The organism is Pseudomonas sp. 58 R 12 (genome assembly GCF_900005865.1).
Taxonomy (GTDB): Bacteria; Pseudomonadota; Gammaproteobacteria; order Pseudomonadales; family Pseudomonadaceae; genus Aquipseudomonas; species Aquipseudomonas tritici.
Genome location: NZ_CVTP01000015.1, coordinates 44,903 through 62,153, shown reverse-complemented (window position 1 = coordinate 62,153; position 17,251 = coordinate 44,903). Strand labels below are relative to the sequence as shown.

The 17,251-nt window shown below is 59.8% G+C and carries 15 protein-coding genes and 4 tRNA genes; 12 read left to right on the top strand and 7 right to left on the bottom strand.

Annotation, left to right across the window (positions count from 1 at the left end):
• The first annotated feature begins 9 nt into the window (after positions 1-9).
• The 3 genes from BFP95_RS08670 to BFP95_RS08660 all read left to right on the top strand — a co-directional run bounded on the left by BFP95_RS08670 (position 10) and on the right by BFP95_RS08660 (position 2,471).
• Entirely contained in the window at positions 10-627 is a 618-nt protein-coding gene (locus BFP95_RS08670) for a glutathione S-transferase family protein (protein ID WP_065872755.1), read from the top strand.
• 135 nt (positions 628-762) lie between these two features.
• Entirely contained in the window at positions 763-1,695 is a 933-nt protein-coding gene (locus BFP95_RS08665; protein ID WP_049709188.1) for an ABC transporter ATP-binding protein, read from the top strand.
• Positions 1,692-2,471: an ABC transporter permease gene (locus tag BFP95_RS08660; RefSeq protein WP_049709187.1), complete on the top strand. Its 780-nt coding sequence runs from the start codon at positions 1,692-1,694 to the stop codon at positions 2,469-2,471. The genes BFP95_RS08665 and BFP95_RS08660 overlap by 4 nt, the downstream gene beginning before the upstream one ends.
• A gap of 65 nt (positions 2,472-2,536) precedes the next feature.
• On the opposite strand, the gene BFP95_RS08655 is transcribed toward BFP95_RS08660, so the two are convergent.
• Positions 2,537-3,073: a TetR/AcrR family transcriptional regulator gene (locus tag BFP95_RS08655; protein ID WP_065872632.1), complete on the bottom strand. Its 537-nt coding sequence runs from the start codon at positions 3,071-3,073 to the stop codon at positions 2,537-2,539.
• A gap of 91 nt (positions 3,074-3,164) precedes the next feature.
• On the opposite strand from BFP95_RS08655, the gene BFP95_RS08650 reads away from it, so the two are divergent.
• From BFP95_RS08650 to BFP95_RS08635, 4 genes are all read left to right on the top strand, one after another.
• A complete protein-coding gene (locus tag BFP95_RS08650; RefSeq protein ID WP_065891407.1) occupies positions 3,165-4,358 on the top strand; it encodes an MFS transporter in 1,194 nt (397 codons plus the stop codon).
• 43 nt (positions 4,359-4,401) lie between these two features.
• On the top strand, positions 4,402-4,713 hold the full coding sequence (locus BFP95_RS08645) for a cupin domain-containing protein (protein WP_028615765.1): 312 nt from the start codon (positions 4,402-4,404) through the stop codon (positions 4,711-4,713).
• Positions 4,714-4,819: 106 nt separating this feature from the next.
• Positions 4,820-5,968, top strand: coding sequence for a TDT family transporter (locus BFP95_RS08640; RefSeq protein WP_065891408.1), 1,149 nt, complete (start codon positions 4,820-4,822; stop codon positions 5,966-5,968).
• Positions 5,969-6,026: 58 nt separating this feature from the next.
• Positions 6,027-7,901, top strand: a complete 1,875-nt coding sequence (locus BFP95_RS08635; protein ID WP_065909854.1) for an MFS transporter — start codon at positions 6,027-6,029, stop codon at positions 7,899-7,901.
• A gap of 112 nt (positions 7,902-8,013) precedes the next feature.
• On the opposite strand, the gene sugE is transcribed toward BFP95_RS08635, so the two are convergent.
• The 3 genes from sugE to rdgC all read right to left on the bottom strand — a co-directional run bounded on the left by sugE (position 8,014) and on the right by rdgC (position 10,487).
• Entirely contained in the window at positions 8,014-8,328 is a 315-nt protein-coding gene (gene sugE, locus BFP95_RS08630; RefSeq protein ID WP_010211634.1) for a quaternary ammonium compound efflux SMR transporter SugE, read from the bottom strand.
• Between the two features lie 106 nt (positions 8,329-8,434).
• On the bottom strand, positions 8,435-9,400 hold the full coding sequence (locus tag BFP95_RS08625) for a bile acid:sodium symporter family protein (protein WP_065909852.1): 966 nt from the start codon (positions 9,398-9,400) through the stop codon (positions 8,435-8,437).
• 166 nt (positions 9,401-9,566) lie between these two features.
• Complete coding sequence (gene rdgC, locus BFP95_RS08620; protein ID WP_065872627.1) at positions 9,567-10,487, bottom strand: recombination-associated protein RdgC; 921 nt, start codon at positions 10,485-10,487, stop codon at positions 9,567-9,569.
• 159 nt (positions 10,488-10,646) lie between these two features.
• On the opposite strand from rdgC, the gene BFP95_RS08615 reads away from it, so the two are divergent.
• Together BFP95_RS08615 and BFP95_RS08610 are read left to right on the top strand one after the other, a co-directional pair.
• Positions 10,647-10,722, top strand: a tRNA-Val gene (locus tag BFP95_RS08615).
• A 19-nt stretch (positions 10,723-10,741) separates the two neighbouring features.
• A tRNA-Asp gene (locus BFP95_RS08610) sits at positions 10,742-10,818 on the top strand.
• Between the two features lie 141 nt (positions 10,819-10,959).
• On the opposite strand, the gene BFP95_RS08605 is transcribed toward BFP95_RS08610, so the two are convergent.
• From BFP95_RS08605 to BFP95_RS08595, 3 genes are all read right to left on the bottom strand, one after another.
• Entirely contained in the window at positions 10,960-13,392 is a 2,433-nt protein-coding gene (locus BFP95_RS08605) for a TonB-dependent siderophore receptor (protein ID WP_065909850.1), read from the bottom strand.
• A 78-nt stretch (positions 13,393-13,470) separates the two neighbouring features.
• Positions 13,471-14,448 (bottom strand): FecR family protein, encoded by a 978-nt coding sequence (locus BFP95_RS08600; RefSeq protein WP_065909909.1) that lies wholly within the window; start codon positions 14,446-14,448, stop codon positions 13,471-13,473.
• A 6-nt stretch (positions 14,449-14,454) separates the two neighbouring features.
• The gene (locus tag BFP95_RS08595; protein WP_065872625.1) at positions 14,455-14,973 is read right to left on the bottom strand and encodes a sigma-70 family RNA polymerase sigma factor; all 519 of its coding nucleotides are present in this window, start codon (positions 14,971-14,973) and stop codon (positions 14,455-14,457) included.
• A 201-nt stretch (positions 14,974-15,174) separates the two neighbouring features.
• Between BFP95_RS08595 and BFP95_RS08590 the strand changes: the two genes are divergently transcribed.
• The 3 genes from BFP95_RS08590 to BFP95_RS08580 all read left to right on the top strand — a co-directional run bounded on the left by BFP95_RS08590 (position 15,175) and on the right by BFP95_RS08580 (position 17,233).
• Positions 15,175-15,250 (top strand) — tRNA-Val (locus tag BFP95_RS08590).
• A 19-nt stretch (positions 15,251-15,269) separates the two neighbouring features.
• Positions 15,270-15,346 (top strand) — tRNA-Asp (locus BFP95_RS08585).
• Between the two features lie 303 nt (positions 15,347-15,649).
• Positions 15,650-17,233 carry a BCCT family transporter gene (locus tag BFP95_RS08580; protein WP_065882508.1) on the top strand — a complete coding sequence of 528 codons (1,584 nt, stop codon included), beginning with the start codon at positions 15,650-15,652 and terminating at the stop codon, positions 17,231-17,233.
• Positions 17,234-17,251 lie beyond the last annotated feature (18 nt).

The following is a 17,251-nucleotide window of genomic DNA, read 5'->3' as shown; positions in this document are numbered from 1 at the left end:
GGCGCGGTCATGCTGAAGATCTGGGGTCGTAAAAATTCATCAAACGTCAGGAAAGCACTGTGGTGCGCCGAGGAGCTCGGCCTGGACTATGAGGCAATTGATGCGGGCGGGGCGTTTGGTGTGGTCGACACACCGCAATACCGAGCGTTGAACCCTAACGGTCGGGTGCCGATGATCGAAGACGGCGACTTTGTGCTGTGGGAATCCAACACCATCGTGCGTTACCTCTGCGCCAAGCAGGCGTCCAGCTGGTACCCGAGTGACCTGAAAACCCGCGCCAACGCGGAGAAGTGGATGGACTGGACCACTTCCACGTTCGCCGAACCGTTCAAGATCGTGTTCTGGGGCGTGCTGCGCACCCCGGCCGAAAAACAGAATTGGGACAGCATCCACGCCGGGCGCCAAACCTGTATCGATGTGCTCAAGACCGTTGACGAGGCGCTCGCCACACAGCCGTATCTGTCGGGCAATGAGGTCGGCATGGGCGATATCCCCTTGGGCAGCTTCATCTACGCCTGGTTTGAAATGCCCATCGAACGGCCCGCAATGCCCCATCTAGAGGCCTGGTACCAGCGCCTGCAGCAGCGACCGGCCTACCGCAAGGCGGTCATGACCGCGTTGACTTAATACTGACTATTAATACAGGTGACTGTACTTGTGCCGCGCGGGCAAGCACCATGCCCGCCATGCATCGCAGGTTGAACTACCTGCGCTGCGCCCTCATCTATTCTTTCTATTCCCTTCTTTGGTGCGTATCCCGATATGAGTTCCGCTCTGTCCATCCGGCAGCTAACCAAAACCTACGGCAACGGTTTCCAGGCCCTGAGTGGTATCGATCTGGACGTTGCCGAAGGTGACTTCTTCGCCTTGCTCGGCCCCAACGGCGCCGGCAAATCCACCACCATCGGCATCCTCTCGACCCTGGTCAACAAGACCAGCGGCTCGGTAAATATCTTCGGCCACGACCTGGACAAATCCCCGGCGGCGCTCAAGCGTTCCATCGGCGTGGTGCCACAGGAGTTCAACTTCAACCAGTTTGAAAAGACCTTCGATATTGTCGTGACCCAGGCAGGCTACTACGGCATTCCGGCGAAAATCGCCAAGGAACGCGCCGAGCAATACCTGACCCAACTGGGCCTGTGGGACAAGCGCGATGTGCCTTCGCGCTCGCTGTCCGGCGGCATGAAGCGCCGCTTAATGATCGCCCGTGCGCTGGTGCATGAGCCGCGCCTTCTCATCCTTGATGAGCCCACTGCTGGCGTGGATATCGAGCTGCGCCGTTCGATGTGGACATTCCTCACCGAGCTGAACGAGAAAGGCATCACTATCATCCTCACCACCCACTACCTGGAGGAGGCTGAGCAGCTGTGCCGCAACATCGGCATCATCGACCATGGCACCATCGTCGAGAACACCAGCATGCGTAACCTGCTGGGCCAGTTGCATGTGGAAACCTTTTTGCTCGACCTGAAAAATAACCTGTCGGTGGCGCCGCAGCTGATGGGCTACCCAAGTCGTCTGCTGGACAGCCATACCCTGGAAGTGCAGGTGGATAAAGCCATGGGCATCACCGCGCTGTTTACGCAGTTGGCGACCCAGAACATCGAAGTGCTGAGCCTGCGCAATAAAACCAATCGCCTTGAGGAGTTGTTCGTGTCCCTGGTGGAGAAAAATCTGGCGAAGGTGGCGGTATGAGTTCCGAACTGCAACCCAACCTCGTCGCGCTGCAAACCATCGTCTATCGCGAAGTGAAGCGCTTTACCCGGATCTGGCCGCAGACCCTGCTGCCGCCGGCGATCACCATGGTTCTGTACTTCGTGATCTTCGGTAATCTGATCGGCCGGCAGATCGGTGACATGGGTGGTTTCACCTACATGGAATACATCGTGCCGGGTTTGATCATGATGTCGGTGATCACCAACTCCTACGGCAACGTGGTCTCCAGTTTCTTCGGCAGCAAGTTCCAGCGCTCGATTGAAGAATTGATGGTGTCGCCGGTGTCGCCACACACCATCCTGATCGGCTACACCGCCGGTGGTGTGCTGCGCGGCCTGATGGTCGGCGTGATCGTGACCTTGTTGTCGCTGTTCTTCACCCACCTGCAAGTGCATCACCTCGGGGTCACCATTCTGGTGGTGGTACTGACGGCGACGATCTTCTCGCTGCTGGGTTTCATCAACGCCGTGTTTGCACGCAACTTCGATGATATTTCGATCATTCCGACCTTCGTGCTGACGCCGCTGACCTACCTCGGTGGCGTGTTCTACTCGATCACCTTGCTGCCGCCGTTCTGGCAGACCGTGTCGCTGGCCAACCCGGTGCTGCACATGGTCAACGCCTTCCGCTACGGTATTTTAGGTGTGTCGGATATCAAGATCAGCGTGGCGATTACGTTCATGTTGGTGGCGACCGTGGTGCTGTATATCGGTTGCGCGAAGCTGCTGGTGAGTGGGCGCGGGATGCGCACGTAACACAGGATTAATGTGGGAGCTGGCAAGCCAGCTCCCACATTTTTGATCGGCGTGTAGGGCTTTGATTATTGCAATGCCAATTCGATCAGCTCATGCAGCTCTTCAACCTGCAACGGTGCGCTGGCAAACAGAATCCTGAACACCGTCGGCGCCGCCAGAAGGTTGATCAGCCGGTCTACGCAGGGTGGCGTGTTGTCGGGGTAGCGATCCACAATCGTCTGCAACTGCCCGCCAATCAGGGTCACGCAATAGCCCGGCGTCTGGCTGCACTGCACATCACGCATCATGTTCCGCCCAGGCTCCGAACTCATCTCATCCAGATACTGCTCGGCCCAGGCCTGCAAATCGCCGCGCAGGCTGCCGGTATTCGCCGGCTCGCTGTCCGGGCGCATCCGCGCCAACGCCACATCCGCCAGCAACACAGAAAGATCGCCCCAACGCCGGTAGATGGTCGACGGCGTCACCCCCGCACGCGCAGCGATCATCGGCACGGTGACGCTGGAGCGCTCGTGGGCTTCCAGCAATTCGCGCACAGCGCTATGCACTGATTCTTGTACCCGGGCACTACGGCCCCCCGGGCGGAGGCCTTCTTTTATCGCCATGTGTAAAACCTTAACACAAAGAATTTGCTTTAAGCCCAGTCTGGTAGCACACTCCATAAAAGCAAAATATTAGCTTTAGCGGAGTGTGCGCATGTCTAGCCCTATTTCTCAGCGTTCCAGCCTGGTGTTCCTTGCGGTCACCTTGCTGACGTTTCTTGCCGCCTCCAGTGCGCCGACGCCGTTGTATCACCTGTATCAGGAGGGCCTGCATTTTTCCGCAGGCATGCTCACGCTGATCTTCGGTGTCTATGCGCTGAGTCTCCTGGCGGCGCTGCTGACTGTCGGCTCACTGTCGGATCACCTGGGACGCAAGCCGGTGATCTTCGCTGCATTGATCCTGAACATGCTGGCGATGCTGCTGTTTATCAATGAAGGCAGCGTGGCCTGGTTGATCGCCGCACGTACGCTGCAGGGCTTTGCTACGGGCATGGCCACTGCCGTGCTGGGCGCGGCACTGCTCGACACGGATCGCCAGCAAGGGCCACTGGTCAACAGCGTGGCGCCGCTGCTGGGCATGGCGTGCGGTGCGATGGGCAGCAGTCTGCTGGTGGAATTCGCGCCGCTGCCGACCCAGTTGATCTACTGCACGCTGTTGGTGCTGATGCTGTTGCAGGCCGTGTACGTATGGCGCCTGCCGGAAACTGTCAGCCGTATTCCCGGTGCACTGGCTTCGCTGCGTCCGACTTTGCATGTACCGCCGCAAGCGCGCCGGGCCTTGTGGTTGTCGCTGCCGGTGGATGTGGCGGTGTGGGCGATGGGCGGATTCTACCTGTCCCTGGCGCCGTCACTGGTACGGGCCGCCACCGGTTCGACCTCCAACCTGATCGGCGGCGGCCTGGTGGCGGTGTTGACCTTGAGCGGCGCATTGATGATCTTCACACTGCGCAATCGCCAGGCCGACAAAGTGCTGCGCCTGGGGGCCGGCTTGCTGGCAGTCGGTGTGGCGCTGATCCTCACGGCCGTGCACAGCGCCAGCCTGCCGTTGTTTTTTATCGCCACGCTGATCGCCGGCAGTGGTTTTGGCGCGGGCTTCCTCGGTGCCCTGCGCAGTGTGGTGCCGCTGGCTTTGCCCCATGAGCGCGCGGGCTTGATGTCGGCGTTTTATGTGCTGAGTTACCTGGCGTTCTGTCTGCCGTCTTTGCTGGCGGGCAACCTGATTCGCAGCTTTGGTTTGATCGCCACCACCGACGGCTACGGTGCGGTACTCATCCTGCTGTCCCTCGGCGCACTGGTCGGCCTGCTGTTGCAGGATTCGGCGCGCGCCAAGGCGACGACAGGCGGCTGATAGGTAATAATCGCCTCTCGTATCGCCCGACCGAGATTCAAGCATGAAGATCATCCGCAGCAAGGACTTCACCGGCAGCCGCGCCTGGGAGGCGTTGGATATCGCCAATATGAACGGCATCACCACGCGCCTGCACTGGACTGACCAGCCGTATCGCTGGCACATCAATGATGGCGAGGAAGTGTTCGTGGTGCTGGATGGCCGGGTGCAGATGCACTACCGCGACAACGGCTTCGAACAGGTGGCGGAGTTGGGCGTAGGGGATATCTTCTATGCCAGTGTCGGCACCGAGCATGTCGCCCATCCCCAAGGCCCGGCGCGCATTCTGGTGATCGAATGCGAAGGCAGCGTTTAGACTATATCTGCAAAGTAGATAACAGTTAGAGATATTACCCGTTATATAGATATTCGATCAGGTTCTACCATGGTCTTAACCTCATGCGAGGAAGAGGATTGCCATCATGACCTGCTCGAATACCATCAGTTACAAACCTTTCAGTCACCTGACCCGTCCGCGGGAAGTGATTCGCCAGTTCACCCCTAACTGGTTTGCCGCCACCATGGGCACCGGCGTGCTGGCGCTGGCGTTGGCGCAGTTGCCGGTCAACCTGCCAGGTTTGCACGCCATCGCCGAAGCGCTGTGGTTGTTCACGGTCGGCCTGTTCGTGTTGTTCAGCGTGTTGTACGCAGCCCGCTGGGTGATGTTTTTCCACGAGGCGCGGCGGATTTTTGGGCACTCTACGGTGTCGATGTTCTTCGGCACTATCCCCATGGGGCTCGCGACCATTCTCAATGGCTTGCTGCTGTTCGGCCTGCCGCGTTGGGGCAGCGAAGTGATCCCGCTGGCTGAAGCGCTGTGGTGGCTGGATGTCGCGATGGCCTTGGCCTGCGGCGTGCTTATCCCGTTCATGATGTTCACCCGCCAGGAACACAGCATCGACCAGATGACCGCCGTTTGGCTGCTGCCCGTGGTTGCCGCCGAAGTCGCCGCCGCCAGCGGTGGCCTGCTGGCACCGCACCTGGCGGACGCCCATTCGCAACTGGTGATGCTGGTGACCAGCTACGTGCTGTGGGCGTTTTCCCTGCCGGTGGCGTTCAGCATCCTGACCATCCTGATGCTGCGCATGGCCCTGCATAAACTGCCCCACGCCAATATGGCCGCGTCGAGCTGGCTGGCGCTAGGCCCCATCGGCACTGGTGCGTTGGGCATGCTGTTGCTGGGGGGAGATGCGCCGGCGATCTTCGCGGCCAATGGCTTGCCGGGTGTCGGTGAAATGGCTGACGGCCTCGGGCTGGTAGCGGGCATTACACTGTGGGGCTTTGGCCTTTGGTGGATGCTGATCGCCGTACTGATTACCCTGCGTTACCTGCGCGCCGGTATCCCGTTCAACCTGGGGTGGTGGGGCTTCACTTTCCCCTTGGGGGTGTACGCCTTGGCCACACTGAAGTTGGCGGGCCTGCTGCACCTGGGTTTCTTCAGTGTATTCGGCTGTCTGTTGGTGGTGGCGTTGGCGCTGATGTGGCTGATCGTCGCTAAACGCACGGTGCAGGGCGCCTATAAAGGTGAGCTTTTTGTTTCGCCATGCATTGCAGGACTAGCGAATAAGTAAGCCGGATTAGGTAAAGTCGTGGCCTGAATCGATAACAGGCCACGCAGGAACACGGACGATGAGCCACCCCTCGCAATTCACCTTGCTGCGCACACGGCGTTTCCTGCCGTTTTTCATCACCCAGTTGCTGGGTGCGTTCAACGACAACATCTTCAAGCAATCGCTGATCCTGGCCATTCTCTACAAGCTCACCATCGACGGTGACCGGTCCATCTGGGTCAACCTCTGTGCCTTGCTGTTCATCCTGCCGTTCTTCCTGTTTTCGGCGCTGGCCGGGCAGTTTGGCGAGAAGTTCAACAAGGACGCATTGATCCGCGCAATCAAGATCGGCGAGATTGTGATCATGGCTGTGGGCGCGACGGGCTTCCTGACCAACCACCTGGAACTGATGCTGCTGGCACTGTTTGCGATGGGCACCCACTCGGCGCTGTTCGGCCCGGTGAAGTACTCGATCATGCCCCAGGCGCTGCACGACGATGAGCTGGTCGGCGGCAACGGCCTAGTGGAAATGGGCACGTTCCTGGCGATCCTGGCCGGTACCATTGGTGCCGGGATCATGATGTCGTCCACCTATTACGCGCCGGTGGTCGCCGTGGCGATCGTCGGTGTGGCGGTATTGGGTTACTTGGCCAGCCGCAGTATTCCGAGGGCGGCGGCGTCGACCCCGGGGTTGCGCCTGAACTGGAACATTTTCAGTGAATCCTGGGCCACCTTGCGCCTGGGCCTGGGGCAGACACCGGCCGTTTCGCGCTCCATCGTGGGTAACTCGTGGTTCTGGTTTGTTGGCGCGATCTACCTGACGCAGATTCCGGCCTACGCCAAGGAATGGTTGTACGGCGACGAAACCGTGGTGACGCTGATCCTCACGGTGTTCTCTGTGGGTATCGCCCTCGGTTCGATGCTCTGCGAAAAACTCTCCGGACGTAAGGTGGAAATCGGCCTGGTGCCGTTCGGCTCATTCGGCCTGACCGTGTTCGGCCTGTTGCTGTGGTGGCACTCCGGCGGTTTCCCGCAGAACGTGCAGGCCAACGATTGGCTCGCCGTGCTCAGTTACGGCCAAGCCTGGTGGGTGTTGTTCGATATCCTCGGCCTGGGCGTGTTCGGCGGCTTCTATATCGTGCCGCTGTACGCATTGATCCAGTCGCGCACCGCCGAGAACGAGCGTGCGCGGGTCATCGCTGCCAACAACATTCTTAACGCACTGTTCATGGTGGTCTCGGCGATTGTGTCGATCCTGCTGCTGAGCGTGGCCAAGCTGTCGATTCCCGAATTGTTCCTGGTGGTGTCGCTGCTCAACATCGCGGTCAACACCTACATCTTCAAGATCGTCCCCGAGTTCACCATGCGTTTCATGATCTGGCTGCTCAGCCATTCCATGTACCGCGTGGAGCATCGCAACCTGGAAGCGATCCCGGACGAAGGCGCGGCGCTGCTGGTGTGCAACCACGTTTCATTTGTCGATGCGCTGTTGATCGGCGGCGCGGTGCGTCGGCCGATTCGCTTTGTCATGTACTACAAGATCTACCGTTTGCCGGTGCTGAACTTTATCTTCCGCACGGCCGGGGCGATTCCCATTGCGGGGCGTCACGAAGACATCCAAATCTATGAAAAGGCTTTCACACGGATTGCGCAGTATCTGAAGGAAGGGGAGTTGGTGTGCATCTTCCCGGAGGGCAAGTTGACCGCCGATGGCGAGATGAACGAGTTTCGCGGTGGTGTGGCGCGCATCCTGGAGGAGACGCAGGTGCCGGTGATTCCGATGGCGTTGCAGGGGTTGTGGGGGAGTTTTTTCAGCCGCGATCCGAACAAAGGGTTGTTTCATCGGATCTGGTCGCGGGTGGTGTTGGTGGCGGGTGAGCCGGTGACGGTAGAGGCCGCGACGCCTGCGCAGTTGCAGGAACGGGTGGGGGTGTTGCGGGGGAGTGTCAGGTAGTTTCGGGCTGGATTAATGGCCTCTTCGCAGGCAAGCCAGCTCCCACATTGGACCGCATTGTTCAAGCGAACGCGGTCTGGTGTGGGAGCGGCGGTTCGACAGCGGTAATGGATCAGGTGCTGATCTTGAGCCCAATAAGCCCGCAAATGATCAACGCCACACTGGCCAACCGGAACAGCGCCATGGATTCCCCAAACAGGATAATCCCGGCGATCACGGTGCCCACGGCACCGACTCCGGTCCAGATGGCATAGGCCGTGCCCAGCGGCAGCTCCTTCATCGCCAGCCCCAGCAGGCCAAGGCTTACGGCCATGGCGGCAATCGTCAGGGCCGTGGGCAGCGGCTTGCTGAAACCGTCGGTGTACTTCAGGCCGACGGCCCAGCCCACTTCAAACAGACCCGCAAAAAACAGAATGATCCAGGACATGATGACCTCCTAACGCTAGGTGGGGTCGTCCCCGGATTAGGCGCTTGAAAGCGTCGCGGGGTCGTCCCCGCGAAGCTCGTAAGAGTGCCCAAAAGTGATCGACTGATCAAGTTTGCGGGGTGTTCTCCAGGGCGCGACGGTCTTCCTTCTCGTTCATGCGGCGGAAGTAAGTCGAGAGCAACGCCCCGGAAATATTGTGCCAGACGCTGAACAACGCACTCGGCACCGCCGCCAAGGGCGAGAAGTGCGCGCTGGCCAATGCGGCACCCAGCCCGGAGTTCTGCATGCCCACTTCCAGCGCCAGCGACTTGCGCTGCGCCAATGGCAACTTGAACACGCGGCCGGTGAAGTAGCCCAGCAAGTAACCGAAGCTGTTGTGCAGCATCACCACGGCCATGATCCACAGGCCCGACTCGGCAATCTTCGCCTGGCTGGCGGCAACCACCGCCGCGACGATGATCACGATGCTCACCACCGACACCAGTGGCAACACATCCACCGCGTGGCGCACCCGATCACCGAGCACGCGTTGCGCCAGTACGCCGAGCACGATCGGCAGCAGCACAACTTGCAGGATCGACCAGAACAACTCCATGAACGATACCGGCAGCCAGGCCGACGCCAGCAGCCAGATCAACGCCGGCGTAAGCAGCGGGGCGAGGAGGGTGGTGACGGCGGCGATGGCCACCGACAGCGCCAAGTCGCCGCGGGCCAGCCAGGTCATCACGTTGGAGGAGGTGCCGCTTGGGCAGCAACCGACCAGGATCACGCCAACGGCAATTTCCGGCGGCAGGTGGAAGGCCTGGCACAGCAACCAGGCCACGCCCGGCATGATGACAAAGTGTGCGACCACGCCCAATGCCACGCGCCACGGATGGCGGGCGACTTCGGCGAAGTCATCAATCTTGAGGGTCAACCCCATGCCGAACATCACCAGGCCCAGCAACGGGACGATGGCGCTTTTCAGGCCGATGAACCAGCCGGGTTCGAGGAAGGCGACGACGGCGAAAATCAACACCCAATAGGCGAAGGTATTGCCGACGAAGCGGCTCAAGGCGGCGAGTGCGCGCATGGGGATGTCCTTGTTATTAGAGTGCTGGAGGTGGCAACTCGATCAGATGTGGGAGCTGGCTTGCCTGCGATAGCATCAACTCGATTTAACTGAAGACCGAGGTGCCTGCATCGCGGGCAAGCCCGGCTCCCACACTGACCGTGCCCACATAAGATCTAATGAGCTTTTAGATGCCCTGTGGGGTCTCTTCACCGCCGAGTGCTTCGACCAGCGCGGGGATGAAGTCACCAAACGTCAGCATCATCAGGGTAAAACTCGCATCCAGTTGGCCCAGGGCTTCTTCACCGCCGTCCTGTTCCGCCTGGTCTTGCAGCAGGTCTTCGAACTTCAGGCGCTTGACGGTCATCTTGTCGTCGAGCATGAAGGACAGCTTGTCCTGCCAGGCCAGCGACAGTTGGGTCACGACTTTGCCGGTGGTCAGGTGCAGTTGGATCTCTTCGCCGGTCAGGTCCTGGCGCTTGCAGCGCACAATGCCGCCGTCTTCGTGGGTGTCGCGCAGTTCGCACTCGTCGAGCACGAAGAAGTCATCTGCCGGCTTTTGGGTGGTGACCCAGTCGGTCATGATCGCGGTCGGTGCTGTTTTCACGGTGAGTGGGCGAACCGGCAGGGTGCCGATCACTTCACGCAGTGTGGACAACAAGTCTTCGGCGCGCTTGGGGCTGGCCGAGTTGACCAGGATCAGGCCCTGTTTTGGCGCGATGGCGGCGAACGTCGACGAACGCCGAATAAAGGCACGCGGCAGGAAGGCCTGGATGATTTCATCCTTGATCTGGTCGCGTTCCTTTTTGTAGACCTTGCGCATTTGCTCGGCCTCGATCTCTTCGACTTTCTCCTTGAGTGCATCCCGCACCACGCTGCCCGGCAGGATGCGTTCTTCCTTGCGCGCGGCGATCAGCAGGAAATCACCGCTGACGTGAACCAGGGGAGCCTCTTCACCTTTACCAAAAGGCGCGACGAAACCGTAAGTGGTCAACTCCTGGCTGGCACAAGGGCGCGCCAGTTTGGTGGCCATGGCCGCTTCCAACGCCTCGGCATCAACAGGCAGATCTTGGGTCAGGCGATAGATAAGCAGGTTCTTGAACCACATGGGGCGAGTCTCTCCTTTATACAAAGGGGGGCATTATTCTCTTGATAACGTCCCAGGCCAACCCTGCCTAAGCCATTGGAAGCTATCAAAAAAAAGATTTAAGAAAGTGCTTGCCAGACCTGGGGCCGCTCCGTAGAATGCGCGCCACACCGAAACGAAGGGTGATTAGCTCAGCTGGGAGAGCGTCTGCCTTACAAGCAGAATGTCGGCGGTTCGATCCCGTCATCACCCACCATTCGCTTCAAGTGTTACGCGCAGCGGTAGTTCAGTCGGTTAGAATACCGGCCTGTCACGCCGGGGGTCGCGGGTTCGAGTCCCGTCCGCTGCGCCATATTCGGTTATCTGGAACGCTGAACGCCAGGTACCACAGGAAGCCCGCTCATTGAGCGGGCTTTTTGCTGTCTGGGCTTTGCAAAAACAAAAAAACGCCGCCGATCATTTCCGATGATCGGCGGCGTTTTTTATTGGGGGATCAGAAATCCCAGCGTGTGGTCACCATGAAATTGCGTGGCTCACCATAAGCGGCGGAGTTATAGAAGCCGATGTTGGTGTAGTAAGACTTGTCGAAGAGGTTGTTGACGTTCAGCGTCGCCGACAGGTTTTTGCTGACCTGATATTTGGTCATCAGGTCGACCAGCCAATAGGCGTCCTGGGAGAACGCTTCATAGCCGCCATGGGGAGAGTTATAGATGTCCTGCCAGCCCACGCTTTGCCAGCGCACGCCACCGCCTACCGTCAACTTGTCGAGGTTGCCCTTGAGCTTGTAGGTGGTGAACAGCTTGACCTGATCTTCGGGCTCGAAGGTGGAGATCTTCACGTCCTTGTCGTCGCGCACGACCTTGTGGGTGTAGCCGGCCTGGAGTTGCCAGCCGGGGGCAATCTCGCCGGACATCTCCAGCTCATAACCTTTGGTGACGGCCTTGCTGCTTTTGTAGGCGTAGTTGTTCGGGATCGGCGTCTGGTTGTTGTACTCGTCATCCGAGAGCGCGCGGTTGGATTCATGGATTTCAAAGTAGGCCGCGCTGGCGTTCACGCGACCTTCAAGGAAGTCGGCTTTTACGCCCAGTTCCCAGTTCTGGCCTTCATCCGGCTCAAGCAGTTTGTTGTCGCGATCGCGGTTGTAATTCTCTTGCGGCATGAAGATATCGGTGTAGCTGGCGTAGACCGCGTACGTGTCGTTGAGGTCGTACACGGCGCCGATGTACGGCACGAATCGTCCGGACTCGCGGTAGTTGGGGTTATAGCCCGTGACCTGGTAGTTGACCACGCGCCCGCCCAGCAGCAGCTTGAGGTCGTCGGCGAGGTTCAGCCGCGTGGTCACATAGGCGCCCGTCTGGCGCACGGTGTCATCGGTCAGTGATTGCGCCTTGCCCCAGTCCGGTATCGTGGCGTGGCCGCGCCAGTTATTGAAGTCGACGATATTTGGGGAGAGGTTCCAGTAGCCTTTGCCTTTCCATTCCGAGGCGCTGATAGAACCGCCGAGCACCAGTTCATGTTCGCGCCCGCCCAGGCTGAAGGGGCCGCTCACGTACAGGTCGGCGGAATCGCTGACGGTTTCCCCGGTGTATTTGCCCGAGGTGAGTTGCGCGGTGCCGTCCGGCTGCGGCTGGTCGCCCTGGATCGAGCCCATCAAGGCGTGATAGCCGTTGATCTTGTGGTCCAGTTGCAGCTTGCTTACCCATCCATTGCCCAGGTCGTGTTCGAGCATGGCAAATACGGTGCGGGTGTATTGCTCCCAACTGCTCCAATCGGCAGCGTTGTTGAACGAGCGCTTGACGCTGTTGCGGTCGCCGTTGGAGTTGATCAGCGGAAAGCTCCCCGACCATGAGGAGCCTTTTGGCAGAGTGTCCTGGTAATCGCCGCCGACGGTCAGCAGGGTATCGGGTGACAGGTCGAACTCCATGATGCCGTAGTAGGTCGGGCTCTGGCGCGAGTAGTGATCCATGAACGAATGCTTGTCCTGGTAGGCCGCGACGGCCCTGCCACGCACGTTGCCGCTTTCGGTCATCGGGCCACTCACGTCCAGCTCGCTGCGGTAATTGTCCCAGGAACCGGCACCGAGGGTCGCGTGGCCCTGGAAGTCCGCTGTAGGTTTCTTGCGCACCAGGTTGATCGTCGCGCCCAGTGAGCCCGCGCCGGTGAGCAGGCCGGTGGCGCCCTTGAGCACTTCGACGCGGTCGTAGATCGCCATGTCGCTCAGGGTGTTGCCCGCCGAATAGGCGACGTTACGCGCCGTCGAGGGAATACCGTCGTACTGGAAGTTATTGATCGAAAAGCCGCGGGCGTAGTAGTTGGTACGCTCGGTGTCGAAGGCCGAAACGGTAATGCCTGGGGTGTGGCGCATCACGTCGTCGACGCTGTTCAGGCCGAAATCGTCCATGTGCTGGCGGGTGACCACGCTCACTGACTGCGGGGTTTCCTTGGGAGTCAACACCAGGCGAGTGGAGGTCGCGATCGTGCCGGGCGTGTAGGAACCAGTGCCTTCGGTGACGTTGCCTAACTGGTTGGCGGTGACGGCGGTCGGGCTCAGCTCCATGGTGCCGTTGCCGGCGAGGGGGGAGGGCTGGAGTGCGTAGACCTGATCACCCTTTACCGCGCGGTAGCCGCTGCCCTGCAGCAAGCTGTCGAACCCATCCTGTATGCCGTAGCTGCCTTTCAAACCTGGGCTTTTGAGGCCTTCCAGTTCGCTGGACTGGAACACGATGGCCACACCCGCTTGCTGGGCAAAGCGGTTGAGCGAACTGCCCAAGGGCCCGGCCGGAATCTCGTAAGTCTGGGCGGCGACGCTGGTGGCATCGGCCTGGGCCAGGCTGATGTTCAGCGCGCAGGCAGTGAGCAGGGCCAGGGACAACGGCGCGCTTTTCAGTAGCCGAAAGCGTCCGCGCGGGTAGGAAGGGGTGTGCATGGTGAAGGCAGTCCTTTATGTGTCGAATTACCTTCCTTGACGGGCAGCCTCGAAAAAACCGGAAGCAAATGCGAATAATTATTTATTGGGTGGTGTTTGCGGGCTTACCACGATCAGCCATGGCGTAAAAGTCTGCACCTCGATCGGCAGGGTTTGCGCGAGTAATTGCAAGGCGTGGTCGCTGTCATCCAGCGGGATCACGGCAGACACTCGAAGGCTTTGCAGGGCGTCGCGATCAAATTGCACGCGACCGGCGCGATGCCGAGCGATTTCATCCAGCACCTCCGGCAAAGGCCGGTTCTCCACCACCAATTGGTGTCGACGCCAGGCTTCGTTGATGCTCGACGGGTCGATGGTGCCGGCCAGGCGTACGGTATTCGATTGCATCAGGGCCTGCGAACCGGCGTCGACTTCCAGCGTCTGCTGGCCGTTGGCGCTTTGTGCGGCCACACGGGATTCGAGCATGCTGAGTAGGGTGACATCGCCCTCGCGCTTGACCACAAACCGCGTGCCCAGTGCACGCAGTGTGCCTTGTGGCGTCTGTACGACAAACGGCCGCGCGCGGTCGTGAGCGACTTCCACGAGGATTTCGCCTTGCAGCAGTTCGATGCGACGCTGCTTGCCATCGAAATGCAGGTTTGCCGCGCTGATGCCGTTGAGGGTCAGCGTGGAGCCATCCGCCAGTTGCAGGGTTTGCCATTGGCCGGGCCCGTTGCGCACGTCGGCCATCCACTGCTGGGGATAAGGGCTCACCAGTAATGCTGCCGCCGGAATCGCCAGGCTGCACGCCACTGCCAGCGCACGCAGGGCGTTCTTGCGGCTGCGGCTTTTTGGCTGGGTAAAGGCTGCGTTCAACGCTGCCCGCGCCGGTGCTTTTTTACCCCGCAAGGCCTGCATGCGGGCGATGACGGCTTCCATGCGGGCCGCGGCCTCGGCGTAGTGCGGACCTTGCTGTTTCCAACCTTCAAATGCCAGGCGCTGGGCTTCGCTCAGTTCGCCCTCATGCAGGCGCAGCAGCCATTCGGCGGCTTGTTCTTCGATCTGTTGGTCCGACATGCTCAATCAGGTATCCATGCTGTGGCCGCAGTGCATGAGCGCCTGGATCAGGTACTTGCGCACGGTGCGTTCCGACAACTTGAGCTGTCGGGCGATCTGTTGTTGGGTCATTTCCTCAAGGTAATACAGCACAAATGCCTGGCGCGAATAGACGTGCATGCCCTCCAGGATAAAGGCGATCTGTTCGAGGGCTTCAAGCGTGGTGTGGATTTGCTCGGGCGATTGAAACCCTTCGAGCGCGTCCACGGTGAGGGCCAATTCCTGCAGGTAAGCCTGTTCAATCTGCCTGCGCCGTGCCTGGTCGATGATCAGGCGTCTGGCCGTCGTGCTCAAGTAGGCCCGGGGTTCGCGAATGCCGGCTACGGATTCGCGCGCGTTCAGGATGCGTGCAAACGTGTCCTGCGCCAGGTCAGCGGCATTCTGGTGGCAGCCGAGCTTGCGCCGCAGCCAGGTGAGCAGCCAGCCATGATGCTCGCTGTAGAGCTGGGTAATTTCCCTTTGGAATGGCGGTTCACCCACAGACATAAGCGTGGCTCAGGCGTTATTGAGAATAGTTTTTAATTGTGCGGCTAAGCACCCGGTAAACGCAATAGACTCGCATTTGCGCGAGCAGAAGCCCGTTTTTACGGGGTTTTGCCGGGCTCTGGAAAAAATCCAAAATAAAGTGCATTCAAATCAAGACATTGCGAATTTTTGGTGTATGATGCCGCCCACACCGAAAGTGAAGGGTGATTAGCTCAGCTGGGAGAGCGTCTGCCTTACAAGCAGAATGTCGGCGGTTCGATCCCGTCATCACCCACCATTCGCTTCAAGTGTTACGCGCAGCGGTAGTTCAGTCGGTTAGAATACCGGCCTGTCACGCCGGGGGTCGCGGGTTCGAGTCCCGTCCGCTGCGCCATATTCGGTTACCTGGAACGCTGAACGCCAGGTCACCACAAGAAGCCCGCTCATTGAGCGGGCTTTTTTTCGTCTGCGATTTATCCTCAATGCGCCTTGCCATTGTGCACTGCATGTTCGCCCTGAACTGTGCTGGTGCGACATGACGTGGGGGAATACCCCCATGCACATTGGTTGATTGCGTCCCTGACCGCTTAAACGGTTATCTATAGCCACGCGAAGACTTCCAGGCGAGTCACGGCAGCAGGATGCTGCAGTGCCCGCTCTCTAAGATAAAAATAGTCTGCAAGGGGAATGGCTCTCTATGAAATATCCACTGCGTCCGTTGGTGTTCTGGCCAACGTTCCTGATCCTGCTGGCGGCGGTGATCGCCAGCTACGTCGACCTGAATGCCTTCCTGGCGATCAGCAAACAGCTCAATAACCTAATCCTGAAAAACTTCTCATGGCTGTTCAGTGCCGGCTCGTTTGCCATGGTGGTGCTGACGGCGATCGTCTACTTCTCCGCGTTGGGCAAGGTGCGTATCGGCGGCGAAGACGCCCAGCCATTGCTGAGCAAATGGCGCTGGTTCATGGTGGCGCTGTGCACCACGCTGGCCGTGGGCGTGCTGTTCTGGACCACCGCCGAACCGCTCTACCACCTGTATGGCCCACCCACCAGCCTGCCGATCGAGGCGGGCAGTTCGGCGGCGAAGAGCTTTGCCATGTCGACGATGTTCCTGCACTGGACCATCACCCCCTACGCCATTTACCTGGTGCCCTCGCTGGTGTTTGCGCTGGTGTTCTATAACCGTCGCAGCAACTTCTCCATTGGCGCCATGCTCGAGCCGCTGCTGGGCGCAGCGCGGGTCAAGCGCTACGCCGGGCTGATCGACACCCTGGCGATGTTCGCCCTGGTGGCGGGCATGGCCTCATCCCTGGGCACTGGCGCGCTGACCCTGGCCGGTGGCCTGGCCCAATATATCGGCGGTGAAACCACGCCGTTCCGCCTAGCCATCATCATTGCGATCATCGTCATCACCTTTGTCGCCTCGGCCGCTAGCGGCCTGCAGAAAGGCATTGTGATGCTGTCCTCGTTCAACACCTGGATCATGCTGGCGCTGGGATTGTTTGTGCTGCTGTGTGGGCCGACCTTGTACATGTTCAGCCTCGGCGTCGAGTCCCTCGGCGTGTACCTCGACACCTTCTTCAGCCGCAGCCTGTTCACTGGCGCCGCGAGTGGCGACACCTGGCCGCACAGCTGGACGGTGTTCTACTGGTCGGTGTGGTTTGCCTGGGCGCCGGTGAGCGCGCTGTTCCTTGGCAAGATTGGCCGTGGCTATACCGTGCGCGAATTCATCCATATCAACATGCTCTACCCGGCGTTGTTCACGGCGATATGGATCTGCATTTTCTCCGGCACCAGCCTGTACTTCGATGCCCTCGGTGACGGCAGCCTCAACCGTGTGCTGAACGAGCAGGGCGTGGAGCACGTGCTGTACCAGATGTTCCAGCAATTGCCGGCCAGCGGCCTGATGATCGCGTTCCTGCTGTTCGTAGCGTTCATCTCGTTTGTCACGGCGGCGGACTCCAGCACCGATGTGATCGCCAACCTGTGCAGCAAGGGCGTGACCGCGGATTCCGATCTCGACGGCAACCCGCTGCTGAAGATCGTCTGGGGCCTGATTATCGGCACGGTGTCGTGGGTCATGGTCGCGTTTGTGGGCATCGACGGGGTGAAGATGCTCTCCAATCTCGGCGGTTTGCCCGGGATGATCCTGGTGTTATTGGCCAGTACCTCGCTGATTTTCTGGCTGAAAAATCCCGCGTTGCTGGATGTGAAACGCCTTCAGCGGACCCCCGAAACGCAATCGCGTGGCGCCAGCCCGGTGCCGGATTTCGCCCGCTGATCGATTGAACCGCTGTAG

Coding starts and splice junctions, on each gene's coding strand:
- BFP95_RS08605 (WP_065909850.1), bottom strand. CDS start 13,392: ATGCACACCCCTTCCTACCCGCGCGGACGCTTTCGGCTACTGAAAAGC.
- BFP95_RS08665 (WP_049709188.1), top strand. CDS start 763: ATGAGTTCCGCTCTGTCCATCCGGCAGCTAACCAAAACCTACGGCAAC.
- BFP95_RS08600 (WP_065909909.1), bottom strand. CDS start 14,448: ATGTCGGACCAACAGATCGAAGAACAAGCCGCCGAATGGCTGCTGCGC.
- BFP95_RS08655 (WP_065872632.1), bottom strand. CDS start 3,073: ATGGCGATAAAAGAAGGCCTCCGCCCGGGGGGCCGTAGTGCCCGGGTA.
- BFP95_RS08580 (WP_065882508.1), top strand. CDS start 15,650: ATGAAATATCCACTGCGTCCGTTGGTGTTCTGGCCAACGTTCCTGATC.
- sugE (WP_010211634.1), bottom strand. CDS start 8,328: ATGTCCTGGATCATTCTGTTTTTTGCGGGTCTGTTTGAAGTGGGCTGG.
- BFP95_RS08635 (WP_065909854.1), top strand. CDS start 6,027: ATGAGCCACCCCTCGCAATTCACCTTGCTGCGCACACGGCGTTTCCTG.
- BFP95_RS08660 (WP_049709187.1), top strand. CDS start 1,692: ATGAGTTCCGAACTGCAACCCAACCTCGTCGCGCTGCAAACCATCGTC.
- BFP95_RS08650 (WP_065891407.1), top strand. CDS start 3,165: ATGTCTAGCCCTATTTCTCAGCGTTCCAGCCTGGTGTTCCTTGCGGTC.
- rdgC (WP_065872627.1), bottom strand. CDS start 10,487: ATGTGGTTCAAGAACCTGCTTATCTATCGCCTGACCCAAGATCTGCCT.
- BFP95_RS08625 (WP_065909852.1), bottom strand. CDS start 9,400: ATGCGCGCACTCGCCGCCTTGAGCCGCTTCGTCGGCAATACCTTCGCC.
- BFP95_RS08640 (WP_065891408.1), top strand. CDS start 4,820: ATGACCTGCTCGAATACCATCAGTTACAAACCTTTCAGTCACCTGACC.
- BFP95_RS08645 (WP_028615765.1), top strand. CDS start 4,402: ATGAAGATCATCCGCAGCAAGGACTTCACCGGCAGCCGCGCCTGGGAG.
- BFP95_RS08595 (WP_065872625.1), bottom strand. CDS start 14,973: ATGTCTGTGGGTGAACCGCCATTCCAAAGGGAAATTACCCAGCTCTAC.
- BFP95_RS08670 (WP_065872755.1), top strand. CDS start 10: ATGCTGAAGATCTGGGGTCGTAAAAATTCATCAAACGTCAGGAAAGCA.